This window comes from Ectopseudomonas guguanensis (assembly GCF_900104265.1).
GTDB classification, from domain to species: Bacteria; Pseudomonadota; Gammaproteobacteria; order Pseudomonadales; family Pseudomonadaceae; genus Aquipseudomonas; species Aquipseudomonas guguanensis.
In genome coordinates, this window is the sequence record NZ_FNJJ01000015.1 from 108,599 (window position 1) to 133,607 (window position 25,009).

The window sequence follows — 25,009 nt, forward strand, 5'->3', positions numbered from 1 at the left end:
TTCAGCCCACCGATTGTAGTCACGGTGGGCTGCATTATTGGTGGGCTAAAGCCCACCCTACGGGACTGAGGCCCACCCTACGGAAGTCAACCCTATAGGACTGCGAGTTCGGCTCAACGCACCAGGCAGGGCTTCTTGTTATTGAAGGTCCAGCCCGGAATCAGGTACTGCATGGCCACCGCGTCGTCACGCGCGCCGAGGCCCTTGGCCTGGTACAGCTCGTGCGCCTTGGCCAACGCATCCCAATCCAGCTCGACGCCGAGGCCCGGCGTTTTCGGCACCTGCACCAGGCCACCCTCGATGCGCAGCGGGTTGCGCGTCAGGTACTGGCCGTCCTGCCAGATCCAGTGGGTGTCGATGGCGGTCACGCGCCCCGGAGCCGCAGCGGCGACGTGGGTGAACATGGCCAGAGAGATGTCGAAGTGGTTGTTCGAATGCGAACCCCAGGTCAGGCCCCAGTCGTTGCACATCTGCGCCACGCGCACGGAGCCGGCCATGGTCCAGAAGTGCGGGTCAGCCAGCGGGATGTCCACCGACTGCAGGGAGATGGTGTGGCCCATCTGCCGCCAGTCGGTAGCGATCATGTTGGTCGCAGTGGGCAAACCGGTAGCGCGGCGGAACTCGGCCATCACCTCACGACCGGAGTAGCCATTCTCGGCGCCGCACGGGTCTTCGGCATAGGCCAGCACGCCATGCAGATCGCGGCACAGGGCAATAGCCTGATCCAGCGACCAGCCGCCATTGGGGTCGAGCGTCACACGGGCATTCGGGAAGCGCGCGGCCAGGGCACGAATCGCCTCGACTTCGGCCTCGCCATGCAGCACGCCGCCCTTGAGCTTGAAGTCGTTGAAGCCGTAACGCGCATGCGCAGCCTCGGCCTGGCGTACGATGGCCTCGGGGGTCAGCGCGGCCTGGTTGCGCACGCGCTCCCAGGCATCGTCGGAGTCACGCTCGTCGCGGTAGCCAAGATCGGTCTTGTCCTTGTCGGCGATGAAGAACAGGTAGCCGAGCATCTCCACCGCATCGCGCTGCTGGCCTTCGCCGAGCAGGGCGGCCACCGGCACGCCCAGGTGCTGGCCGAGCAGGTCGAGCAGCGCCGACTCCAGCGCGGTAACGGCATGGATGGTGATGCGCAGGTCGAAGGTCTGCAGGCCGCGACCGCCGGCATCGCGATCAGCGAAGGCGCGGCGCACCTGATTGAGCAATGCGTTGTAGTTGCCGACCGGCTGGCCGACAAGGATCGCGCGGGCGTCTTCGAGGGTCTTGCGGATGCCCTCGCCGCCGGGGACTTCGCCAACACCGACATGGCCGGCGCTGTCCTTGAGAATGAGGATATTGCGGGTGAAGTAAGGGCCGTGGGCTCCGCTCAGATTGAGCAGCATGCTGTCGTAACCTGCGACCGGTACGACTTGCAGCTCGGTGATCAGCGGAGTGCCGACAGCGGCAGAAATCTGTGAAGTCATGAGCGTTACCCTGTTGTTCTTGTGCGGGTTCGACAATGGTTCAGCGTCGTCGCGCCCGGCCTGCCAGGGCGCGACTGGGCCGCTCGCAGGCGCGAGCGGCCACCTGCGGTGTTACTGCGCGCCTTGCGCTTCGATCAGTTTGGCCAGGGCTTCGTACTCCTCCGGCAGCAGATCGGTCAGCGGCGCACGTACCGGGCCGGCATCGTAACCGACGATCTTGGCACCGGCCTTGACGATGCTCACGGCATAGCCGGCCTTGCGGTTGCGGATGTCCAGGTACGGCAGGAAGAAATCGTCGATCAGCTTGCCGACGGTAGCGTGATCTTCGGCAGCGATAGCCTTGTAGAACGCCATGGCGGTTTTCGGAATGAAGTTGAACACAGCCGAGGAATACACCGGTACGCCCAGCGCCTTGTAGGCCGCGGCGTAGACTTCAGCGGTCGGCAGGCCGCCGAGGTAGGTCAGGCGCTCGCCCAGGCGACGACGAATCGACACCATCAGCTCGATGTCACCCAGACCATCCTTGTAGCCGATCAGGTTCGGGCAACGCTCGGCCAACTGCTCCAGCAGATTGGCGTTGAGGCGGCAGACGTTGCGGTTGTAGATCACCACGCCGATCTTCACCGACTTGCACACCTGCTCGACGTGAGCGGCAACGCCGTCCTGCGAGGCTTCGGTGAGATAGTGCGGCAGCAGCAGCAGGCCCTTGGCGCCCAGGCGCTCGGCTTCCTGCGCCATCTGGATGGCCACGCGGGTCGGGCCGCCGACGCCGGCCAGGATAGGCACGGACTTCTCGCAGGTGTCCACGGCGGTCTTGATCACGGCGCTGTATTCATCAGGCGCCAGGGAGAAGAACTCACCCGTGCCGCCGGCAGCGAACAGCGCGGAAGCGCCGTAAGGCGCCAGCCATTCGAGGCGGCGTACATAGCCGGCCTGGTTGAAATCACCGGCGGCATCGAAATCGGTTACCGGAAAGGACAGCAGACCGGAGGAGAGGATGGACTTGAGTTCTTGTGGATTCATTATGCGAACACCCTGTAAAGCGAATTGTGAGGAACAGCGTCAGCCGAAGCCGTAGAGATACGTTATCGTACAACAACAAAAAAAACACCAGTTTTTCGCATCCTCCGTTCGTCGCATCTTCCCGAGCCCTGCCCGCTTCGCTCGCAACGCCACTCCGCAAGCGGTAAAGCTCAGCCTAGAGCAGGCTGCAGCATGACGCCAGGGAAGATGCCAGCGCAATCATCATTCACCAGCAGCAGCGTTGACAGGCCAGGAACAGGCTGGTACTAATCTCACCAAGTCATACGACAACCTATGACATTCCAATAAAAACAAGCGAGGCCCAGGTCATGTCACAGACCTTCACTGCCGCCCTGCCCTGCCATCATGCTGGCCATTGCACCGCTGCCAGCTGCACGAACAGTGCAACCCGTGCGGGTTTCGTGGCCGTCTTTACCCAGGCTTTCACTGGCTGCAGCGAGGATCGTCTGCTGATCCCGGTGCACGACTGAACCGTCCCTTCGCCATTGCGGCCAAGGGCCGCGCCATGTTCGGAGCCCCAGCCAAGATGTACGAAGCCACTCGCAGCAGCACACCCCGAATAGTCGAGATGCAGGTCATTCCGGTCGCCGGTCATGACAGCATGCTGCTCAACCTGTGCGGCGCCCATGCCCCCTACTTCACCCGCAACCTGGTGCTGCTCAAGGACAATGCCGGGCACGTCGGCTGTGGCGAAGTGCCCGGTGGCGAAGGCATCCGCCAGGCGCTGGAGCGTTGCCGCGATCGGGTGATCGGGCAATCGGTCGGACGCTATAACCGCATTCTCAATAGCCTGCGCCAGGCCATCGCCGGGCCGGCCAAGGGGCCGCAGACCACCCGGCATCAGGTCACCTCCGAATCCGAGGCACGGGTGCTCAAGCAGCCGCACGAGATCAACCTGCGCCTGGATAACGTGATCACCGCCGTCGAGGCCGCCCTGCTCGACCTACTTGGCCAGCATCTGGACGTTCCGGTGGCCGAACTGCTCGGCAGCGGCCAGCAGCGCGATCATGTGCCGATGCTCGCCTACCTCTTCTATATAGGTGATCGTCAGCGCACCGACCTGCCCTACCTCGCCGGCAATGGCGCGGCGGATGACTGGTATCACCTGCGCCATCAGGCCGCGCTGACGCCGCAGGCCATCGCCCGCCTGGCCGAAGCGGCCCATGCGCGCTACGGCTTCGCCGACTTCAAGCTCAAGGGCGGGGTGATGCGTGGCGCCGAGGAGATGGAGGCGATCCGCGCGATCAAGGCACGCTTCCCCGACGCGCGTGTCACTCTCGACCCCAATGGTGCCTGGTCCCTGGACGAAGCCATCGCCCTGTGCAAGGGCCAGGGTCACGTGCTGGCCTACGCCGAAGACCCTTGCGGCCCGGAAAACGGCTACTCTGGGCGCGAGGTGATGGCCGAGTTCAAACGCGCCACCGGCATTCCCACCGCCACCAACATGGTCGCCACCGACTGGCGGCAGATGGGCCACTCGCTGCGCCTCGAGGCAGTCGACATTCCGTTGGCCGACCCGCACTTCTGGACCATGCAGGGTGCCGTGCGTCTCGGTCAGGCATGCGAGGAGTTCGGCCTGACCTGGGGCTCGCATTCCAACAACCACTTCGACATTTCCCTGGCCATGTTCACCCATGCCGCGGCAGCCGTACCGGGCCGCATCACAGCCATCGACACGCACTGGATCTGGCAGGAGGGCGAGGAGCGCCTGACCCATGAACCGCTGCGCATCGTCGGCGGTCAGGTACAGGTAGCGGACAGGCCCGGCCTCGGCATCGAGCCGGACATGCAGCGGATCATGGCCGCTCACGAGCTGTACAAGAAGGTGGCCAGCGGCGCGCGCGACGACGCCATGGCCATGCAGTACCTGGTTCCGGGTTGGCAATACCACCCGAAACGTCCCAGCCTCGGCCGCGACTGACTCGCGCGGCTTCTATCCCACCCGGAGTATTCCAATGAAAAAAACATTCCGCGCCTCCCTCCTTTCTGCCCTGGTCGGCATGGGTGCCCTGGTCAGCCACGCCGCCACCTTCGCCGATGACGTGAAATGGCCGACGCGGCCCGTACAGGTGGTGGTGATCGCCAACCCCGGCGGCGACACCGACTTCAACGCGCGCATGATGGCCAAGTACTTCAACGAGATCACCGGCAAGACCATGGTGGTGACCAACGTCGCCGGCGGCGGGGGCACACTGGCCGCCGAGCAGGTCAAGGGCGCTGCGGCCGACGGCAACACCATCCTCTTCACCCACCCGGGTCAGCTGATCGTCAACGAAGTGGCCGGCCTGACCGAAGACAGCTTTGAAGTCTTCGATATCGCCTGCATCGCCGGCGTCGACAAGAGCACCGTGTTCGTAGCCTCCAAGCAGTCCGGCGTGACCAGCATGCAGGACCTGGTCGACAAGTCGAAAGCCAACCCCGGCAGCATCACCTACGGCACCGAGATGGGCAGCTTCTCGCACATCCAGGGCCTGATGCTGGAAAAACTCACCGGCGCCAAACTGAAGATGGTCGACGGCGGCACCGTATCCGACCGCGTGGTCGGCATGCTCGGCGGTCGCCTGGACATGGGCGCCATTACCTACGGCTCGGTGCAGGACTATGTGCAGGGTGGGCAGATGGTCGCGCTGGGCCAGCCCAACGAGGAACGCAACGCCATGCTAGGCGATGTGCCGACCCTCAAGGAGCAGGGCCTCGACATCACCATGGACAAGCCGTACGTGGTGGCTTTCCCGAAAGGCACCGACCCGGCGATCGTGAAGAAGATGTCCGACATCATGCAGCAGATCACCCAGAAGCCCGCCTACGCCGAAGACCTGAAGAAATTCAAGCAGCCGGTCGCGTTCTACGACACCGAAGAGGCCAAGCAGATCCTGGCCAAGACCCGCGACGACTTCATGCAGTTCAAGGATGAGCTGCGCAAGGCCAAGTAAGCCCTGACGCAGCGCCGCCGCCCGCGATGACTGGCGGCGCTGCACCTCAGAACATCGAGGTACGCGATGAACACCCCGAACAAGAAAGAACTGATCATCGGCATCGCCATGCTCGCTGCCAGCCTCGCCTACCTGGTGATGGCGCAACAGCTGCCCGGGCATGCCGGCATCGACGCGGCCACCGTGCCGAAACTGCTGGCCGGATTCCTCTCTCTGCTTGGCCTGATGCAAGTGATCAGCGCCTTTGCCAGACCCAAGGCCGCCGCCGAGCCCGCCAGCCCGGTGCCGACAGAGGCCGAAGAGCCGGCCACTGAAATCGTCGAACCGAAGACGGTGATCAAGACCCTCGGCCTGATCCTCGGCTACATGGCCCTGCTAGGCCCCGTGGGCTTCCCGATCATGACCGTGGTTTACCTGTATCTGCAGTTCCTGGTGCTGACCCCGGTGAACCAGAAGGCCAGACACCTGACCTACCTGCTGATCGCCGTCATCTGTTCTGCGCTCATCTTCCTGCTGTTCCGCGAGGCCTTCGACCTGTTGCTGCCCGCTGGCCTGCTGAACGACTACATCTGAGGATCGACCATGCTCGAATTACTGCAGCAAGGCTTCGGTGCCGTCTTCTCGCTCAACATCCTCATGCTGATGGCCGTCGGTGTCGCCCTGGGCATCGTCTTCGGTGCCGTGCCCGGCCTGTCAGCCACCATGGCCGTGGCGCTGTGCCTGCCGCTGACCTTCACCATGGGCCCGCAGGCCGGGCTGTCGCTGCTGGTGGCACTGTTCATCGGCGCCACGTCCGGAGGCCTGATCTCGGCGATCCTGCTGAAGATCCCGGGAACGCCTTCATCGATCGCCACGGTGTTCGATGGTGGCCCGCTGATGGAACAGGGCCAGGGGGTCAAGGCGCTGGGCGTCGGTATCGTGTTCTCCTTCCTCGGCACCATCTTCAGCATCGTCGCGCTGATGTTCATCGCCCCACAGCTGGCCAAGGTCGCCCTGAGTTTCGGTCCGCACGAATACTTCGCCATCGCCGTGTTTTCCCTGACGCTGATCGCCACCCTGTCGGCCGGCTCCATGGTCAAGGGGCTGTTCGCCGGTACCCTGGGCATCGCCGTGTCCACCGTCGGTATCGCGCCGGTGGAGGCGGTGCGCCGCTTCACCTTCGGTTTCAGCGAGCTCAATGGCGGCTTCTCCATGCTCACGGTGATGATCGGCATGTTCGCCGTGGCCGAGATCATCAAGCTGGCCGAAAGCGGCCGCCATGCCGTGCAGGGCAAGGCCAGGTCGGTGAGCATGAAGAACATCAGGGGCTTCGGGTTCTCGCTCAAGGAGTTTCGCGAGCAACTGCCAAATGCCGGGCGCTCCGGCATCATCGGCCTGGGCATCGGCATCCTGCCGGGCATCGGTGCCGGGACGTCCAACCTGGTCTCCTACATCATCGCCAAGAAGCGCGCGAAGGATGGCCATACCTACGGCAAGGGCAATATCGGCGGGGTGGTGGCCAGCGAGACGGCCAACAACGCCGGCGTCGGCGGCGCCATGATGCCGCTGATGACCTTGGGCATTCCCGGCGACACCGTCACCGCGATCATGCTCGGCGGCTTCCTGATTCATGGCATCCAGCCCGGCCCGCTGCTGTTCATCAGCCAGGGCCCGCTGGTGTACACCATCTTCGCCGCGCTGATCGTCGCCACCTGCATGATGCTGTTCATGGAGTTCTACGGCCTGCGCCTGTTCATCAAGCTGCTCGACGTGCCCAAGCACATTCTGCTGCCGATCATTCTGGTGCTCTGCGTGGTGGGCGCCTTCGGTCTGTCCAGCCGCCTGTTCGACGTTTGGTCGATCCTGCTGTTCGGCCTGCTTGGCTACGCCTTCGTCAAAGCCGGGATGCCGGCGGCGCCCTTCATCATCGGCTTCATCCTCGGGCCGATGGCGGAAACCAACCTGCGCCGCGGCCTGATGCTGTCGGACAATAGCTTCGCCGCCTTCTTCACCAACCCCATCGCCGGCACCTTCCTCGGCCTGGCGCTGGCGTTCGTGCTCTGGCAGGTGTTCAGCGCACTGCGTCCCAAACCCAGCGCGATCAACCAGATCCTGCGCACCTGAGACAGAGCACTTCAAAAGAGGCCGTCAACACGGCTAATGCTGTTCACTTAAGAAACGGTCGAGCTCGATCAGTCCCCTCGCCCCTCTGGGGAGAGGGTTAGGGCGGGCCGCGTTCGGAGAGGGGGAAATGGCAGTTTTGTGGTGTCTTCTGCCCTCTCCCCCAGCCCCTCTCCCATAAATGGGAGAGGGGAGCCAAACGTGTGCAACCTTAAGGGAACAGCATTACGTCAACACGGCCTCTTTTGGGTTCTTCGCATATTTTGGGGAAAGTGCGGGTGGACGCCGGACTGGCAATAACGTGTTAGCTGTCGATGACTTGGCACTATCCGTTAGCGTGTCGCCTTACCTGACGGATTTCGCCCCTTACGGGCGAATCAAGGTGTGGCGCCCGAAAGGGGCGAAGCTTAACGCCCTATCGGGGTGTCCAGAATCATTGAGCCACAACACTCTCGAGCACGTTCAACCAGGAGGAACGCATAAGCGTTGGCGTTCCTCCTGTCCCGCCATGATCAGCCGCGTTTGCCAACCTCCGCCTGCTGCACCGTCCAGCCGGCCACCTGCTCGCTCAGGCTCAGGCCAAGGCCCGGACGGGTCGGCACCAGCATGCGCCCGTCGCGAATCTCCAGGCGCTCGTTGAACAGCGGCTCCAGCCATTCGAAATGCTCGACCCAGGGCTCACGCGTATGGTTGGCGGCCAGGTGCACGTGCAGCTCCATGGCGAAGTGCGGCGCCAGGGTCATGCCGGCCTGCTCGGCCAGCGCCTGCACGCGCAGGTATGGGGTGATGCCGCCGACGCGCGGCGCATCGGGCATAAGGAAGTCGGCGCCGCGCTGGCGAATGAACTCCCAGTGCTCGGCCGGGCTGGTGAGCATCTCGCCGGTGGCGATCGGCGTATCGAACTGACGCACCAGCTCGGCATGGCCTTCGGCGTCGTAGCAGTCCAGCGGCTCCTCGATCCAGATCAGGTCGAAGGACTCCAGGCGCCGGCACATGCGCCGCGCGGTCGGGCGATCCCATTGCTGGTTGGCATCAACCATCAGCGGGAAGCTCTCGCCCAGATGCTCACGCACGGTGCTGACACGGTGGATATCCAGCGCCCAGTCGGGCTGGCCGACCTTGAGTTTGATGCCGCCGATGCCCTTCTCGCGGGACAGGTCGGTGTTCTTCAGCAACTGATCGAGCGGTGTATGCAGGAAGCCACCCGAAGTGTTGTAGCAACGCACCGAATCGCGGTGACTGCCGAGCAGGCGCGCCAGCGACAGACCGGCGCGGCGCGCCTTGAGGTCCCAAAGGGCGACGTCGAAGGCGCCGATGGCCTGGGTCGCCAGACCGCTGCGGCCGACCGAGGCGCTGGCCCAACACAGCTTGTCCCAGAGCCTGGCGATATCGCTGGGGTTCTCGCCGATCAGGTTCGGCGCGACTTCCAGGGCATGGGCGAACTGGCCGGCACCGCCGGCGCGCTTGGAGTAGCTGAAACCCAGGCCGCGGTGACCGTCCCGGGTCTCGATCTCGGCGATCAGGATGGCGATCTCGGTCATCGGCTTCTGCCGGCCAGTGAGCACCTTGGCATCGCTGATCGGATTGGCCAGCGGCAGCGCTACCGAGCGCAGGCTCAGCCAGGCAATGCGGTCGTCGTCGGCACATGGGGTGGCGTTATCGGTCATGGCGTCTTCCTCGAAGTGAAGTTCGGCGCCCCCGATGGGCTGCCGAACGCTGGACAACCCGAGCCAGACTATGATGATTGCGCAATCATTCAAGCCGCAGAATCTGTAAAGGCTGGTCTGGTGCTAGCCATATGGCACCACTCGTCTAGACATTTCACAAATCTGCAATATTCACCGTCTACGCTGAAGTGTGTCCCGCCACGCCTGGCTTTCGAGGCCTCCCATCATGTTCCTGCAAAAATCCCTGCGCGCGCAGATTCTCGCCCTGCTCGGCGGCAGTCTGGCGCTGATTCTGATCACCGCCCTGGCCTGTTTCAGCTTTCTTTCCAGCGGCATCCAGTCCTATCGTGGCCTGCTCGACGGGCCATTGGAGTCCTCACGGCTGATCGACGCAGCCAACGTCGAATTCAAGATTCAGGTGCAGGAATGGAAGAACGTCCTGCTGCGCGGCCAGGACAGCGCCAACCTGCAACGCTACTGGAGCCAGTTCGAGGCGCAGGAGCGCAAGGTACAGGACATCCTCGGTCAGCTGACTCAGGTGGCCGCAGCCGACCCGGCCCTTAGGACTCAGGTCGAGCGCCTGCGCAGCGAGCATCAGGCGCTTGGCGGCAACTACCGCAAGGGCCGCGATGCCTTCGTCGCTGCGGGCGCCGATGCCCAGGCTGGCGACGCTGCGGTCAAGGGCATCGACCGCGCCACCAGCGAGCAGATGAGCGCGCTGGTCGAACAGTTGCGCCAGAACAGCCTGAACCAGGCCGAAGAGATCAATGCCAGCGCCGCACGCACCATTCTTCTCGGCACCATCGTGATGCTGTCCGCGGCGCTGGTCATCGCCGTGTTCAGCCTGTGGCTGGTCAATCGCAACCTGATCATCCCCATCCGCCACCTTATCGGCCATGTCGATCAGCTCAGCCATGGTCGCTTCGGCCAGCGGGTGGAAAGCAACCGCCAGGATGAGCTGGGCCTGCTGGCACGTGCAGCGAACACCCTGCGCGACTTTCTTGCCAGTACCAGCGAGCGCCTGCACCAGAGCACGCAGAACCTCGACAGTGCCAGCAACGAGCTCAACGCCATCGCCTCGCGCATGACCGAGGGGGTCAGCGAGCAGTTCGAGCGCACCGACCAGGTCGCCACGGCGATGCACGAGATGTCCGCCACGGCGCAGGAGGTGGCGCGCCATGCCGCCGACGCCGCGCATGCGGCCAACGATGCCGACGACTCGGCTCGCCAGGGCAGCACGGTGATGCAGTCGACCATCGCCACCATCACCGACATCCGCGGCGAGATTGCCAACACGGCAGAAGTGATCCGTCGCCTGGAAAGCGACAGCGGGCGCATCGGCAAGGTGCTGGAGGTAATTCGCGGCATCGCCGAACAGACCAACCTGCTGGCGCTCAATGCTGCCATCGAGGCGGCGCGAGCCGGCGAGCAGGGCCGCGGCTTCGCCGTGGTGGCCGACGAGGTGCGCACCCTGGCGCAGCGCACTGCCGAGTCCACCGCCGAAATCAACCAGATCATCGACACCGTGCAGACCGGCGCGCTGAATGCCGTGCGCGCCATCGAGAGCGGCCAGCAGCGCAGCGAGCAGGGCGTCACCCAGGTCACCGAGGCCGGCGCCATGCTGCAGCGCATCACCGAGGCGGTGGAAGCCATACGCGATATGAACCAGCAGATCGCCACCGCCGCCGAGGAGCAGACCTCGGTGGCCGAGGACATATCGCGCAACCTCACCGAGCTGACCGCCATCGCCAGCGCCAACCAGGACAACGTTGAGCGCACGCAAAAGGCCAGCCGCAACCTGCACGACATGTCCGGGCAACTGGGCGAAGTGACCCGTCGCCTGGGCGCCTGACCCCGGCAGAACACCGGCACAGGGAAGTGCCATCACAGTGCGATCATCGATAAAACGGCGCTTTGACAGCAGCGAAAACTGGCACTAAGGTGCCTCTCTTGCCTATTCCCAGGCCCCTCCCCGCTTGCCAAGGAAACGGAATATGTTGCTCCGTCGCATGCTCATCATGCTCGGCGTGGTGCTCGTTGTGGTGCTCGCCCTCGCCGCCTACAAAGGCTTCTCCATTTACCAGCAGATCCAGATGTTCTCGGCGCCGCAGCCGGCCATCAGCGTGTCCGCCGCCCTGGCCGAAGAGCAGCCCTGGCAGGGCCGCCTGCCGGCCATCGGCACGCTCAAGGCCTATCAGGGCGTGGACCTGGCCGCCGAAGTGGACGGCATCGTCAGCGAGGTGCTGTTCGAATCCGGTCAGAAGGTGCGCCTCGGCCAGCCGCTGATCCAGCTCGACAGCGAGGTGGAACGCGCCAACCTGGCCACTGCCGAAGCCGTACTCAGCCTGGCGCGCGTCGAGTTCGAGCGTGGCCGCAGCCTGGTCAGCCGGCAGAATATTTCCAAGAGCGAGTTCGACCGCCTCAATGCCGAGCTGCTCAAGGCCCAGGCGACGGTATCGCAACTCAGGGCTCAACTCGGCAAGAAGCGCGTCCTCGCGCCGTTCTCCGGCACCATCGGCATTCGTCAGGTGGACACCGGCGACTACCTCTCGCCGGGCGCCGCCATCGCCACCCTGCAGGACCTGTCGCGCCTGCACGTCGACTTCTTCCTGCCCGAGCAGCGTTCACCGCAGCTGCAGGTCGGTCAGCCGGTACGGCTGAGCGTCGCCGCCTACCCGGGCGAGCAGTTCGCAGGTCGTATCGCCGCGATCAACCCCAAGGTGGAGAACGAAACCCGCAACCTGCAGGTGCGCGCCACCCTGGACAACCCGGACGAGAAGCTGCTGCCAGGCATGTTCGCCAATCTGGAAGTGCTGCTGCCGGGCGACGAGACGAAGATCGTGGTGCCGGAAACCGCCATTACCTACACCCTGTATGGCAACTCGGTGTACGTGGTGAAGGAGAAGCAGGATAACGACGGCAAGGCGCTCAAGGATGCAGACGGCAACACCCAGCTGACCGTCGAGCGGCGCTTCGTCGAGACCGGCGAGCGGCGTGCCGGCCGCGTGGTGATCGTCAAGGGCCTGCAGGCTGGCGAGCAGGTGGTCACCTCCGGCCAGCTCAAGCTGGATAACGGCGCCCACGTCGAGGTAGTCGAGGATCCGGCGCTGGCGATCCAGGCTGGCGCAACCGGGCAATAACGCCCGCGTCCAGTTGTAAAGGTTCAACCCAGCATCGGCCGAACGCGATCAGTCCCCTCTCCCCTCTGGGGAGAGGGTTAGGGAGAAGGGAAACGGGCAGTCAAACCGCCCTCTCCTCCAGCCCCACAAAGAAGTGGGGCGCAAAACGCGCACAACTGCTGATAGACAGGCCGCCGCAGGGCGGCCAAGGAAATTTCCATGGCATTTACCGATCCCTTCATCCGCCGCCCGGTGCTGGCCACCGTGGTCAGCCTACTGATCGTCCTGCTCGGTTTCCAGGCGTTCAGCAAGCTCAGCATCCGCCAGTATCCGCAGATGGAGAACGCCCTGATCACGGTGACCACCGCCTACCCCGGTGCCAACGCCGAAACCATTCAGGGCTATATCACCCAACCGCTGCAGCAGAGCCTGGCCAGCGCCGAAGGCATCGACTACATGACCTCGTCGAGCCAGCAGAACCTGTCGACCATCTCCATCTATGCACGCATCGGCGCCAACAGTGACCGCCTGTTCACCGAGCTGCTGGCCAAGGCCAACGAGGTGAAGAACCAGCTGCCGCAGGACGCCGAGGACCCGGTGCTGTCCAAGGAAGCGGCCGACGCCTCGGCGCTGATGTACGTCAGCTTCTACAGCGACGAGCTGTCCAACCCGCAGATTACCGACTATCTCTCCAGGGTGATCCAGCCCAAGCTGGCCACCCTGCCCGGCATGGCCGAGGCGCAGATTCTCGGCAACCAGGTGTTCGCCATGCGCCTGTGGCTGGACCCGGTGAAAATGGCTGCCTACGGCGTCACCGCCGGCGATCTCAACGAGGCAGTGCGCAAGTACAACTTCCTCTCCGCCGCTGGCGAGGTGAAGGGGCAGTACGTGGTCACCAGCATCAACGCCAGCACCGACCTGAAATCGGTCGAGGCCTTCGGCGCCATTCCGGTGAAGACGGTGGGTGACACCCGCGTGCTGGTGCGCGACATCGCCCGGGTGGAAATGGGCGCGGCCAACTACGACTCGATCAGCTCCTTCGATGGCATTCCGTCGGTGTACATCGCCATCAAGGGCACGCCGAGCGCCAACCCGCTGGACGTGATCAAGGAAGTGCGCGCGGCCATGCCCGAGCTGGAGGCGCAACTGCCGCCGAACCTCAAGGTGGCCATCGCCTACGACGCCACCCTGTTCATCCAGGCCTCCATCGACGAAGTGGTCAAGACCCTGGCCGAGGCGGTGCTGATCGTCATCGTCGTGGTGTTCCTGTTCCTCGGCGCGTTCCGCTCGGTGCTGATCCCGGTGATCACCATCCCGCTGTCGATGATCGGCGTCTTGTTCTTCATGCAGCTGATGGGCTACTCGATCAACCTGCTGACCCTGCTGGCGATGGTATTGGCCATCGGCCTGGTGGTGGACGACGCCATCGTCGTCGTAGAGAACATCCACCGCCATATCGAGGAGGGCAAGACGCCGTTCGATGCCGCCATCGAAGGCGCGCGCGAGATCGCCGTGCCGGTGGTGTCGATGACCATCACCCTGGCCGCGGTGTACGCCCCCATCGGCTTCCTCGAAGGCCTGACCGGCGCGCTGTTCAAGGAGTTCGCCCTGACCCTGGCCGGCGCGGTGATCATCTCCGGCATCGTTGCCCTGACCCTGTCGCCGATGATGTGCGCCAAGCTGCTGCGCCATGACGAGAATCCCTCGGGCCTGGCCCACCGCCTGGACATGATCTTCGACCGGCTCAAGCAGCGTTACCAGAAGATGCTCCACGGCACCCTCGATACCCGCCCGGTGGTGGTGGTGTTCGGTGTGATCGTCATGGCGCTGATTCCGCTGCTGCTGTCCTTCACCCAGAGCGAGCTGGCGCCCGAGGAAGACCAGGGCATCGTGTTCCTCTTCGCCAACGCGCCGCAGCCGACCAACCTCGACTACGTCAACGCCTACACCGACCAGTTCGTGGAGATATTCAAGAGCTTCCCCGAGTACTACTCCTCGTTCCAGATCAACGGCTTCGACGGTGTGCAGTCGGGTATCGGCGGCTTTCTGCTGACACCGTGGAACGAGCGCGAGCGCACGCAGATGGAGATACTTCCCGAGGTGCAGGCCAAGCTCAACCACATTCCCGGCCTGCAGATCTTCGGCTTCAACCTGCCCTCGCTGCCGGGCACCGGCGAGGGCCTGCCGTTCCAGTTCGTGATCAATACGCCGAACGACTACGAGTCGCTGCTGCAGGTGGCCGAACGGGTCAAGGCACGCGCGCAGGAGTCGGGCAAGTTCGCCTTCCTCAATATCGACCTGGCCTTCGACAAGCCGGAAATCGTGGTCGACATCGACCGCGAGAAAGCCGCGCAGATGGGCGTATCCATGGAAGACCTGGGCGTCACCCTGGCCAGCCTGCTCGGCGAAGGCGAGATCAACCGCTTCACCATCGACGGGCGCAGCTACAAGGTGATCGCCCAGGTCGAGCGCGCCTATCGCGACAATCCGGGCTGGCTGGACAACTACCACGTGCGCAGCGAAAGCGGTGCCATGGTGCCGCTGGGCACCCTGATCAGCCTCAGCGACCGCGCGCGGCCGACCAAGCTCAAGCAGTTCCAGCAGCTCAACTCGGCGATCATCGAGGGCGTGGCCATCGTCAGCCAGGGCGAGGCGATCGACACCATCACCGCCATCGCCCGCGAGGAAGCGCCGCGCGGCTACAGCTTCGACTACGCCGGCGCCTCGCGGCAGTACATCCAGGAAGGCAGCGCGCTGTTCGTCACCTTCGCCCTGGCCCTGGCGATCATCTTCCTGGTGCTGGCCGCGCAGTTCGAGAGCTTCCGCGACCCGCTGGTGATCCTGGTCACCGTGCCGCTGTCGATCTGCGGCGCGCTGGTGCCGATCTTCCTCGGTTTCTCCACCATGAACATCTACACCCAGGTGGGCCTGGTGACGCTGATCGGCCTGATCAGCAAGCACGGCATCCTCATCGTCGAATTCGCCAACCAGCTGCGCCACGAAAAGGGCCTGCCGCTGCGCGAGGCCATCGAGGAAGCGGCGGCCATTCGCCTGCGCCCGGTGCTGATGACCACCGCGGCGATGGTGTTCGGCATGGTGCCGCTGATCCTCGCCAGCGGCGCCGGTGCGGTGAGCCGCTTCGACATCGGCCTGGTGATCGCCACCGGCATGAGCGTCGGCACGCTGTTCACCCTGTTCGTCCTGCCCTGCGTCTACAGCCTGCTGGCCAAGCCGGATGCCGAACCGCGGGAACAAGCGCAGACCGTGCCCGCCCATTGAGCAGTGCTCGCTCGTAGGGTGCGCCGCGCGCACCGCCTCTCCGACATATCGGAAGCGGTGCGCACAACCCCGGCGCCTCCACGACATCCCGCGGCAAAACCTCCCCGGACAGGCAAACGACAGAAGGTCGCAATTAACCCTTGCTATTTATGTAATAGGAATTATTCTCAGTTACGTAACGACGGCCAAGGAGACCTGCCATGACCTACCTGATCGATGCCTGGCTGGACCGCCCGCATCCCTATCTGCGCATCCTCAACCGCGAAACCGGCGAGGTCTGCGCCATGCTCGAAGAAGAAGCCCTGGACGAGTTGCGTGACCAGGGCGACCTTGACCTGCACGAGCTCAGCTCCAGCGAACCCATCGTGCTCAAGGAGCTGGTGCGCAGCCTGTTCCTGTACTGCTACGCACGTGCCTTGCGGCCCTGAACAGAACCGCAGCAGACGGGTAGCCAGAGTATTGCCCGGTGCGCGCGGCGCACCCTACCCGTAACAACGCAAACGGGGCGCCCTGTCAAAAAGGGCGCCCCGTTTTCAAAGGCTATGCGTGGCATCGTAGGGTGCGCCGTGCGCACCGATACCGCGACCTCTTACAGGATGTCGAGCAGCTCGACATCGAACACCAGCACGCTGTGCGGCGGGATGCTGCCGACGCCCTGAGCGCCGTAGGCCAGCTCGCTCGGCACGTGCAGGCGCCACTTGCTGCCGGTACCCATCAGTTGCAGCGCCTCGACCCAGCCCGGAATCACGCCGCCGACCGGAAACTCAGCCGGCTGGCCACGCTCGTAGGAGCTGTCGAATACGGTGCCGTCGATCAGGGTGCCGTGGTAGTGGGTACGCACCTGGTCGTCGGCCGACGGCTTGGCGCCCTCGCCTGCCACCAGCACCTCGTACTGCAGGCCGGACGGCAACACGGTCACGCCTTCGCGCTTGGCGTTCTCGGCCAGGTAGGCACGGCCTTCGCCGGCAGCGGCTTCGGCCTTGGCAGCCGCTTCGGCCTGCATGATTTCGCGGATGACCTTGAAGCTGGCGCCCAGCTCGGCCTCGGATACGCGGCTGGCCTGGCCGGTGAAGGCGTCGGTCAGACCGGCGAGGATGGCGCTCAGGTCGACGCCGGGCGGCGGGTTGTCACGCAACTGACCACCGAGTTGACGACCGATGCCGTAGCTGACGCGGCCCTCATCGGAGGACAGATCGGGGCTGAAGTTGAATTCGGACATGAAAGGCTCCGCTGGGGGCTGTGAAAAAGGTCGGCCAGCCTAGCACAGAAGCCAGGCGCAGGGTCACGGCAACGTGCCAAGCCTGTCGCGGCTCAAGCCCCTCCCACAGCAGCAGGAAATGCGCATTCCGTGGGAGGCGCTTCAGCGGCGACAACCCGTATCTACAGGGTATTGCGCCCGCGCCGACAGCGCTCGGAGCAGTAGCGCACTTCGTCCCAGCAGCGCGCCCACTTCTTGCGCCAGGTGAACGGCAGGCCACAGACGGCGCAGGTCTTCACCGGCAAATCGCTCTTTTTCACAGCATCTCTCCGGCATCGAGCCTGGCCAGCAGACGCTCGCCCCAGTCCCATAGCGCCTGCTGCCTGGCCTCGTTCATCCGCGCCAGGTTGCGGTAGACCATGCCCATGCGCGGGTTTCGCTCGAGCGGCTCGCGGTGGCGCATGAGAAAGTGCCAGTACAGCGCGTTGAACGGGCAAGCCGACTCGCCGGTGCTCTCGCTCACCTTGTAGCTGCAGCCCTGGCAATGGTTGGACATGCGCTTGATGTACTGGCCACTGGCGCAATAGGGCTTGGAACCGAGATAGCCACCGTCGGCGTGCATCACCATGCCCAAGGTGTTGGGCAGCTCCACCCAGTCGAAGGCGTCCATGTACACGGCCAGGTACCAGTCGCAGGTGGCCTTGGGCGCAATGCCGGCCAGCAGGGCGAAGTTGCCGGTCACCATCAGCCGCTGGATATGGTGGGCGTAGGCATGCTCCAGAGTCTGGCCGATGGTCTGGCGCATGCAGTTCATGCGCGTCCGGCCGGTCCAGTAGAACTCGGGCAGCGCCCGTGAATTGCCGAAACGGTTGCCTTCGGCATATTCCGGCATGCGCAACCAGTAGATGCCACGCACGTACTCGCGCCAGCCGATCAACTGGCGGATGAAACCTTCGGCGGCGTTCAGCGGCACCTTGCCTGTGCGATAGGCCGCCTCGACCTCGGCGCAGATCCGCCGCAGATCGAGCAGGCCGATATTCAGCGCGGCGCTGATGCGTGAATGAAAGAGAAACGGCTCGTCATCGGCCATGGCGTCCTGGTAATCGCCAAAATCCGCCAGGCCGTTGGCGAGAAAATGCTGCCAAAGACGCTCGGCCTGCTCGGCTGTGACCGGGTAATCGAAACCGTCCAGGCTGCCGTAGTGATGGGCAAAACGCCGCGATACCAGCTCCAGCACCTCGGTCGTGATGGCATCCGGCTCGATACGCAGCGGCGCAGGCGGGTGCACGCCCTTGGGCAAGGCCTTGCGGTTGTCGGCGTCGAAGTTCCAGGCGCCGCCCTCGGGCGTGCCATCCGGGTTGAGCAGCAAGCCACTGGTGCGGCGCATCTCGCGGTAGAAGAACTCCATGCGCAGTTGCTTGCGCCCCTGCGCCCAGGCGGCGAAGGCCTCGCGCGTGCAGAGAAAACGGCTGTCCTGATGCCAGTGAATCGGCACGCCACAGTGACGCAGGGACTGCTCCAGACGCCAGTCGCCACACTCGGTCAGATGCACTTCGGCGGGGTTGAGCTGTTGCGTCCAGCGCTGCAGCTCACCGGGCAAGGATCCGCTGTTGTGCGGATCATCCAGCGTCACGTAGTGCACCTGCATGCCCTGAGCGCGCAAGATCTCGGCGAAATGGCGCATGGCGCTGAAGATCAGGGCGATCTTCTTCGGATGATGCGGCACATGACTGGCCTCCTCCATCACCTCGGCCAGCAGCGCATGATCCCGCTGCGGGTCGATATCCGCCAGTGCACCGAGGCCGGCAGTGAGCTGGTCGCCAAGAATCAGGATCAGGCGGCGCACGCCGCCCTCGATATCAAAGGTCATCTGCAGTGCTGTCACCAGCCGGAGCGAAACGCGATGGGCACGCGCAAACTGTTGTCGGCAGATGGCATACCGCACATCTCGTCATGTACCGAGCTGTGCACCAGGAAGAACGGCAGCGTTGGCATTTCCTGCAGCACGTCGCGCGCATGCTCTACAGACCGCAGGTTCAGGGTGCTGCCATGCTCGTTGAGAATTGGATGCGCACGGCCGTCCATGCGCGCTTCGAGCAGATAGATACCGCCCTCAAGCGAGATCAGATTGAGTTCGTCGATGCGACCGGCTTGGGCGTGATTGGATAGATCATGCAGATTCATCTGGGCTTTCCTCCTGCTTTAATTATACAAGAACCTATGCAAATACAATTCTTGTACAACAAAGAAAAAGCTCAAGCCCAGAAAGCAAAACGCCCGTCTGTTCGGACGGGCGGTCTTGAAGCCTCTTGGATCAATCGTGCTTGGTCAGTTTGTCCAAGTAGCCCATTGCGAACGCCGAGGCCACGAAGGTCATGTGGATGATCACGTACCACATGAGGTGGTCCGTTTCGTAGTTGCGAGCGTCCATGAATACCCGCAGCAGATGAATCGAGGAAATGGCCACGATCGAAGCGGCCACCTTCATCTTCAACGAGCTGGAGTCCATCTTGCCCAACCAGTTGAGCTTCTCCTTGCTCTCGTCGATATCCAGTTGCGAAACGAAGTTCTCGTAGCCGGAAATCATCACCATCACCAGCAAGCCGCCCACCAGAGCCATGTCGATCAGCGACAGCAGGACCAGAATCAGGTCGGACTCTGCCATGGCGAAGACATTCGGCAGGATATGGAAGACTTCCTGGAAGAATTTCAGCGCCAGCGCCAGCAAACCCAGAGAAAGACCAAAGTAGATCGGCGCCAGCAGCCAACGCGATGCGTACATGGCGTTTTCGATAAAGCGTTCCATGGAAGACTCACTGAAGGGAAGGGAAAAATCGCGGCGAGTATACCCATCGCCCTGCATCAGCAGAAGCGGCCCGCGTATTGTGGATAACCCTGCCCCTGCGAGTACGCCCGAATGCCACGAAGCGCTTTGTTTGGGGAGTTTCAGTTGTGCCCGTCAGTCTCGGGGCGGCGCTGGAGCAAGCCGAGCGGACTGCTGCGTTCGCCATTGACGCGGCGTAACTCGGCCTGCATGTGCAAACGCCAGATGGGGGGTTCGCTGCATTCGACATAGCCCTGCAAAGCCAGGCTTTCGGCAATCGACTCGAGAACCCCTTCCGCGACGCAAGGCCCATAGAACGGGCCTTGAGCCTTGATTGCAGAGGGTTGCGCGCCTGACATGCCAGCAGCGCAGAGCAGTATCCAGCGACCGCTGTTACCGGCCATCGGCCGGATCACGCATTCGATGCGGGTGACCAGGCCCAGGCATTGACGGGTGAGGCAGAGGCTGCGCGACATGGCGGCTACCCTCGCGGAATCCAGGCTCCAGCCTACACCCCGAGCGCCCAAGCTGTGAAGCCAAAGTTATCCACGCAATCTGTGGATAACTCTGTGCATGAGGCGTTAGCAATAAGGCCGATGCGCCTGTCCCGGGCAATCCGGGACAATCGCGCAAGATCTGATCAGCTCGCGGCGTCTCCCTCGCCTTTCTTGCGTCGCGGCGTCTTGGCTGGCTTGGCGGCTGCAGGCTCGGCCTCGGCTTTCGCCTTCTCCTCGGCCGGTTTGCCTTCCTCTTCCAGGCCGATCTCGGCGATATCGCGCAGGCGCTCGACCACCCGGGCGTTGACGCTGCCCTTGGGGAAACGTCCTTTCTCGTCCGGGTGTCCGGCCGCCTCGCCGACCAGCAGGCTCAGCGCCTCGTCGACATGGCGCACGGCATAGACGTTGAACTGCCCGTCGCGCACCGCCTGCAACACGCGCTCATCGAGCATCAGGTTGGCGACGTTGGAGTGCGGGATGATTACCCCCTGCTCGCCGGTCAGGCCACGCGCTTCGCACAGCCGGAAGAAGCCTTCGATCTTCTCGTTGACGCCACCGACCGCCTGCACCTCACCGAACTGGTTGATCGAGCCGGTGATGGCGAAGCACTGCTTGAGTGGGGTGCGCGACAGCGCCGAAATCAGTGTGCAGACCTCGCCGAGCGAGGCGCTGTCGCCGTCGACGTAACCGTAGGACTGCTCCAGGGCGATGCTCGCGGAAATCTCCAGCGGGAATTCCTGGGCGTAGCGGCTGCCGAGGAAGCCGGTGAGGATCATCACACCCTTGGAGTGGATCGGCTGACCGAGGCTGACCTCGCGCTCGATGTCGACGATGCCGCTGCCTCCCGGATACACCGTGGCGGAAATCCGCGCCGGCACACCGAAGGCCGAGTCGCCGACTTCCAGCACGGTCAGGCCGTTGCACTTGCCGACGGCGGCGCCGCTGGTATCGATAAGGATGATGCCGGCCAGCATGTCGTCGATGATCCGCGCCGACACACGCCCGGTGCGCGTGGCCTTGGCCTTGAGCGCGCGCTCGATATGACCGACGTCGGTGATCTTCTCGCCGGCCAGTTGGCGAATGAAATCGGCCTCGCTGACCAGCTGGAACAGGTCACCGATACGCGCCGACAGACGCCCCTGATGTTCGGCCAGGCGCGCGCTGTAGGTGGCCAGGCGCGCCACCGCAGCGCCGGTCATGGGCGCCATGCCCTCCTCCGAGGTACGCGTCTTCATCAACTGGGCGAACTGCTCCAGGCTGTCTTCGGCGAGCGGGATGTCCTCGTCGAAGTCGACCAGAACGCGGAACATCTCCTGGAAGTCCGGATCGTGATCCTGCAGCGCGTAATACAGCTGCCGCGAGCCGATGATGATGACCTTCAGCTGCAGCGGGATGACCTGCGGGTTGAGCGTGACGGTAGCGATGCGGCCGAGATCGCCCAGCGGCGACTCCATCTTCAGCTGGCGCGAATGCAGGGCGCGCTTGAGCGCCTCCCAGACGAAGGGCTCGCCGAGCAGCTTTTCCGCCTCGACCACCAGGTAACCGCCGTTGGCGCGGTGCAGCGCACCCGGGCGCAGCTGGCGGTAGCTGGTGTACAGCGCGCCCTGATCGGAGCTGTACTCGATGCGGCCGAACAGGTTGTCGTAGGTCGGGTGCGACTCGAACACCACCGGCGCACCGCCATGGGCATGGTGACCGACCACCAGGCTCGGGCAGTACATTTCTTCCAGCAGCTTGCGCAGCTGCGGATCAGCCTTGTCGACATCCACCAGCTGCTCGACGGCGGTTTTCAGCAGATTGATCTGCATCGCCTGCAAATAGGCGCAGACGCCAGCGTTCTCGGCGTACTTCTCCGACAGCGGCGCCAGCAGCGGCTGCAAGGCGACGGTGATGGTCTCTTCGTTGAGCTGACGCAGCAGGTTGCTCGACTCGCGCTTCCACTGCGGCAGGCTGGCCAGCTCCTCGTTGAGGCGCTCCTCCAGCGCGGCGATATCGGCATGGAAGCGCTCACGGTCGGCTTCCGGCAACTGGGCGAACTCGGCCTCGTCCAGCGCCTTGCCATCGGCCATCGGGGTGAAGGCGATGTTGGTGCTGTCGCGGTACAGGGCCACGCCCTTCTCCAGCGACAGACGCTCGATCACGTCCAGCGCCTGGTCGTAGCGCTTGTTGAAGCCGCGGTCGATGGCGCTCTTCTTCTGCTGGTAGGTCGGCGTTTCGAACACCGCCGGGAAGGTGGCCAGCAGGTTGTCGATCAACTGGTTGATGTCGGCTATGAAGTCGCTCGCCGTGCCGGCAGGCAGCTCCAGCGCACGCGGCTCGCGCGGTTCGTCGAAATGGTTGACGTAAACCCGGTCGGCCGGTGTCTCCATGCGCTTGGCTTCGGCCTTGAGGTAGCGCTGGACGAAGGAGAAGCGCCCGGTGCCGGGCTCGCCCATGACGAACACGTTGTAGCCGGGACGCGGCATGGCCACGCCGAACTGCAGCGCCTCCACGGCGCGGGCCTGGCCCAGCACGCCGCGGAAAGGTTCGAGATCATCGGTGCTGCTGAAGTTGAACTGCTCGGGGGCGAAGGGGCGGGTCAGAGATTCGGGGGCAAGGCGCAAAGCATCGAGGCTACGCTTGGACATTGGCAATCCTTTATAGCGGGCGGACGTTCCGCAAAAACATGGGGTGATTCTGGGCCTGTGGCGCAAGCAGGATCAAGGTTTGATTCAAGGCAATGCGCAAAATCGACGCTGGGATAATCTGTCTCGTAGCTATCAAGCCTGCGAACGACAGGCGCCCCGCCATCAGGAACCTTGCCTATGAGTGCTTTCCAGGAAATCGCCGCCCTGCTCAGCCTGTCTGCCTTGCTGGGCATGCTCGCCGTCAGGCTGCGCCAACCATTGATCATCGCTTATATCCTGGTCGGCATCATCGCCGGCCCGGCAGTGATGAATCTGGCCGGCGATCACAGCTCGATCAGTCTGTTATCGGAAATCGGCATCACAGTGCTGCTGTTCGTCGTCGGTCTGAAACTGGACATGCATCTGGTGCGCACGCTCGGCCCAGTGGCTCTGGCCACCGGTCTGGGGCAGTTGAGCTTCACCATCGTCGCCGGCCTGATCCTGTGTCGTCTGCTGGGCCTGGACTGGGCGAGTGCCGGCTACGTGGCCGTGGCGCTGACCTTTTCCAGCACCATCATCATCGTCAAACTGCTGTCGGACAAAGGCGAAATCGATTCACTGCACGGCCGCATCGCCATGGGCTTTCTCATCGTGCAGGACATCGCCGTGGTTCTGGCCATGCTGGTCATCAGCCTGTATCAGCCGAGCCACGGCACGCACGAGGGGTTATCCCCGCTGGCGCTGATCGGCGCCCTGCTGGCCAGCCTGGCGCTGCTCTATCTGCTGGTACGCTTTGCCCTGCCACGTTTGCTGGCGCCCATGGCCCGCTCGCCCGAACTGCTGATGCTGGTGGCTATCGCCTGGGGTACGTTGCTGGCCGGCGGCGCCGAAGCCCTGGGGCTGTCCAAGGAACTGGGCGCATTCATTGCGGGTTTCTGCCTGGCCTCGACGCCATTGCGTGAAGCCATCGCCAGCCGCCTGACCAGCCTGCGCGACTTTCTTCTGCTGTTCTTCTTCCTGCACCTGGGTATTCAGCTGGACTTCACCTATCTGCACCAACAGATCGGCAGCGCGTTGCTGCTGTCGCTGTTCGTGCTGATCGGCAACCCGCTGATCGTGATGGCCATCATGGGCGCGATGGGCTACCGCAAGCGCACCGGTTTCATGGCCGGGCTGACCGTGGCTCAGATCAGCGAGTTCTCCATCATCTTCGTCGCCATGGGCATCAGCCTCGGCCATGTGGGCGGGGCAGCGCTGGGCCTGACCACGCTGGTGGGCATCATCACCATTACCCTGTCCACCTACATGATTCTCTACTCGCAGCCGCTGTTCGAGCGCCTTTCCCCCTGGCTTGGCATATTCGAGCGGCGCGTCGCCCACCGCGAAAACGCTGAAGACAATGCTCCTGAGCAGGCCCAACCTGAGGTCATCGTCTACGGCCTGGGCCGCTACGGCCGCCAGCTGGCGCATCGCCTGCAGGATGGCGGCCTGCGCGTGCTGGGGGTGGACTTCGATCCGCAGGCCCTGGCCAGCGCCCGGCAGGCGGGGCTGGCGGTATGCTATGGCGATGCCGAAGACGCCGATTTCATCGCCCACCTGCCCTTGCAGCAGGCGCGTGCACTGGTCAGCACCATTCCGCAGCGCGAGGTCAATGCCATCCTCCTGCGCGCCGCACGCAGTGGCGGCTTCCGTGGCAACGTCACCCTCAGCGCATTCCGCGAGGGCGACCTGGAAGCCTTTACACGCGCTGGCGCCGCCAGCGTCCTGCAGCCTTACATCGATGCGGCCGACTCCGCTGCACGGCGCCTGCTGGAAGAGGTCAACCAGCCGCTCAGTTGAACTGCGCGCAGCTCAGGCAGTACTCGGCAGCCGGCAGAGCGGCCAGGCGCGCCGCCTCGATCGGCTCGCCGCAGCATAGACACTCGCCATAGCGCCCCTCGGCCAGGCGCTGTCGGGCCTGACGCACCCGCAACAACTCCTGTTCGGCCTCGGCCAGCAGCGCTTCGAGCACCTCATCGTTCTGCCGCTGCTGCGCCTGCTCGGCGAAATCCGCCGAGTGGCTGCGACTCAGGTCGCGGCGAATCGCCTCGACGCGGACGGTGTAGTCATGCAGCAAAGCATCCAGCACATCACGGTGAGCCATGGGGCAACCTCCTTGCGTATCAAGAACGCTCAGTGTGATGTGCAGCGCAACGCGCGTGACTGACGCCGATCAGCACTTGCGCGAAATGTCCTGTTCGACTGCCTTGACACCAGTCGGCAGGCTGGCCAAAGCTCGG

General features: G+C 63.9%; 20 protein-coding genes. 9 read left to right on the forward strand and 11 right to left on the reverse strand.

The features are described 5' to 3' along the window. Positions 1 to 113 precede the first annotated feature (113 nt). Both gudD and kdgD read right to left on the reverse strand, forming a co-directional pair. Positions 114 to 1,463: a glucarate dehydratase gene (gudD, locus tag BLS61_RS20310; protein WP_090433934.1), complete on the reverse strand. Its 1,350-nt coding sequence runs from the start codon at positions 1,461 to 1,463 to the stop codon at positions 114 to 116. Between the two features lie 111 nt (positions 1,464 to 1,574). Continuing rightward, entirely contained in the window at positions 1,575 to 2,486 is a 912-nt protein-coding gene (gene kdgD / locus BLS61_RS20315; protein ID WP_090433936.1) for a 5-dehydro-4-deoxyglucarate dehydratase, read from the reverse strand. Between the two features lie 547 nt (positions 2,487 to 3,033). Here kdgD and BLS61_RS20320 point away from each other — a divergent pair. The 4 genes from BLS61_RS20320 to BLS61_RS20335 all read left to right on the forward strand — a co-directional run bounded on the left by BLS61_RS20320 (position 3,034) and on the right by BLS61_RS20335 (position 7,543). Next, complete coding sequence (locus BLS61_RS20320; protein ID WP_090433938.1) at positions 3,034 to 4,428, forward strand: enolase C-terminal domain-like protein; 1,395 nt, start codon at positions 3,034 to 3,036, stop codon at positions 4,426 to 4,428. A 34-nt stretch (positions 4,429 to 4,462) separates the two neighbouring features. Then, positions 4,463 to 5,440, forward strand: a complete 978-nt coding sequence (locus BLS61_RS20325) for a tripartite tricarboxylate transporter substrate binding protein (protein WP_090433940.1) — start codon at positions 4,463 to 4,465, stop codon at positions 5,438 to 5,440. Positions 5,441 to 5,506: 66 nt separating this feature from the next. Then, positions 5,507 to 6,013, forward strand: coding sequence for a tripartite tricarboxylate transporter TctB family protein (locus tag BLS61_RS20330; RefSeq protein WP_090433942.1), 507 nt, complete (start codon positions 5,507 to 5,509; stop codon positions 6,011 to 6,013). A 9-nt stretch (positions 6,014 to 6,022) separates the two neighbouring features. Beyond that, a complete protein-coding gene (locus tag BLS61_RS20335; RefSeq protein WP_090433944.1) occupies positions 6,023 to 7,543 on the forward strand; it encodes a tripartite tricarboxylate transporter permease in 1,521 nt (506 codons plus the stop codon). Positions 7,544 to 8,052: 509 nt separating this feature from the next. Here BLS61_RS20335 and BLS61_RS20340 read toward each other — a convergent pair. After that, positions 8,053 to 9,207 carry an L-talarate/galactarate dehydratase gene (locus tag BLS61_RS20340; RefSeq protein WP_090433946.1) on the reverse strand — a complete coding sequence of 385 codons (1,155 nt, stop codon included), beginning with the start codon at positions 9,205 to 9,207 and terminating at the stop codon, positions 8,053 to 8,055. A gap of 226 nt (positions 9,208 to 9,433) precedes the next feature. Here BLS61_RS20340 and BLS61_RS20345 point away from each other — a divergent pair, with 226 nt between their 5' ends. The 4 genes from BLS61_RS20345 to BLS61_RS20360 all read left to right on the forward strand — a co-directional run bounded on the left by BLS61_RS20345 (position 9,434) and on the right by BLS61_RS20360 (position 16,033). Further along, a complete protein-coding gene (locus BLS61_RS20345) occupies positions 9,434 to 11,059 on the forward strand; it encodes a methyl-accepting chemotaxis protein (protein ID WP_090433948.1) in 1,626 nt (541 codons plus the stop codon). 142 nt (positions 11,060 to 11,201) lie between these two features. Further along, complete coding sequence (locus BLS61_RS20350) at positions 11,202 to 12,347, forward strand: efflux RND transporter periplasmic adaptor subunit (RefSeq protein ID WP_090433950.1); 1,146 nt, start codon at positions 11,202 to 11,204, stop codon at positions 12,345 to 12,347. Between the two features lie 198 nt (positions 12,348 to 12,545). Further along, positions 12,546 to 15,605 (forward strand): multidrug efflux RND transporter permease subunit, encoded by a 3,060-nt coding sequence (locus tag BLS61_RS20355; RefSeq protein WP_090433953.1) that lies wholly within the window; start codon positions 12,546 to 12,548, stop codon positions 15,603 to 15,605. Between the two features lie 200 nt (positions 15,606 to 15,805). Next, positions 15,806 to 16,033 carry a PA4570 family protein gene (locus BLS61_RS20360; RefSeq protein ID WP_074675630.1) on the forward strand — a complete coding sequence of 76 codons (228 nt, stop codon included), beginning with the start codon at positions 15,806 to 15,808 and terminating at the stop codon, positions 16,031 to 16,033. Between the two features lie 161 nt (positions 16,034 to 16,194). Here BLS61_RS20360 and bamJ read toward each other — a convergent pair whose 3' ends face one another. From bamJ to BLS61_RS20395, 7 genes are all read right to left on the reverse strand, one after another. Continuing rightward, a complete protein-coding gene (gene bamJ / locus BLS61_RS20365) occupies positions 16,195 to 16,824 on the reverse strand; it encodes a BamJ family beta-barrel-assembly machinery protein (RefSeq protein ID WP_024307206.1) in 630 nt (209 codons plus the stop codon). Between the two features lie 161 nt (positions 16,825 to 16,985). Further along, positions 16,986 to 17,123: a DUF2256 domain-containing protein gene (locus tag BLS61_RS20370; protein WP_090433954.1), complete on the reverse strand. Its 138-nt coding sequence runs from the start codon at positions 17,121 to 17,123 to the stop codon at positions 16,986 to 16,988. Beyond that, a complete protein-coding gene (locus BLS61_RS20375) occupies positions 17,120 to 18,673 on the reverse strand; it encodes a cryptochrome/photolyase family protein (protein ID WP_090433957.1) in 1,554 nt (517 codons plus the stop codon). The genes BLS61_RS20370 and BLS61_RS20375 overlap by 4 nt, the downstream gene beginning before the upstream one ends. Positions 18,674 to 18,684: 11 nt before the next feature. After that, on the reverse strand, positions 18,685 to 18,987 hold the full coding sequence (locus BLS61_RS20380) for a DUF6482 family protein (protein WP_024307204.1): 303 nt from the start codon (positions 18,985 to 18,987) through the stop codon (positions 18,685 to 18,687). 130 nt (positions 18,988 to 19,117) lie between these two features. Beyond that, complete coding sequence (locus tag BLS61_RS20385) at positions 19,118 to 19,609, reverse strand: TIGR00645 family protein (protein WP_024307203.1); 492 nt, start codon at positions 19,607 to 19,609, stop codon at positions 19,118 to 19,120. A gap of 140 nt (positions 19,610 to 19,749) precedes the next feature. Then, the gene (locus BLS61_RS20390) at positions 19,750 to 20,103 is read right to left on the reverse strand and encodes a PA4575 family protein (protein ID WP_090433959.1); all 354 of its coding nucleotides are present in this window, start codon (positions 20,101 to 20,103) and stop codon (positions 19,750 to 19,752) included. A 164-nt stretch (positions 20,104 to 20,267) separates the two neighbouring features. After that, complete coding sequence (locus tag BLS61_RS20395) at positions 20,268 to 22,751, reverse strand: Lon protease family protein (RefSeq protein WP_090433962.1); 2,484 nt, start codon at positions 22,749 to 22,751, stop codon at positions 20,268 to 20,270. A 177-nt stretch (positions 22,752 to 22,928) separates the two neighbouring features. Between BLS61_RS20395 and BLS61_RS20400 the strand changes: the two genes are divergently transcribed. After that, the gene (locus BLS61_RS20400; protein ID WP_090433964.1) at positions 22,929 to 24,569 is read left to right on the forward strand and encodes a cation:proton antiporter; all 1,641 of its coding nucleotides are present in this window, start codon (positions 22,929 to 22,931) and stop codon (positions 24,567 to 24,569) included. Here BLS61_RS20400 and BLS61_RS20405 read toward each other — a convergent pair. Then, positions 24,562 to 24,873, reverse strand: coding sequence for a TraR/DksA C4-type zinc finger protein (locus tag BLS61_RS20405; protein WP_090433966.1), 312 nt, complete (start codon positions 24,871 to 24,873; stop codon positions 24,562 to 24,564). The genes BLS61_RS20400 and BLS61_RS20405 overlap by 8 nt on opposite strands. Between the last annotated feature and the right edge of the window lie 136 nt (positions 24,874 to 25,009).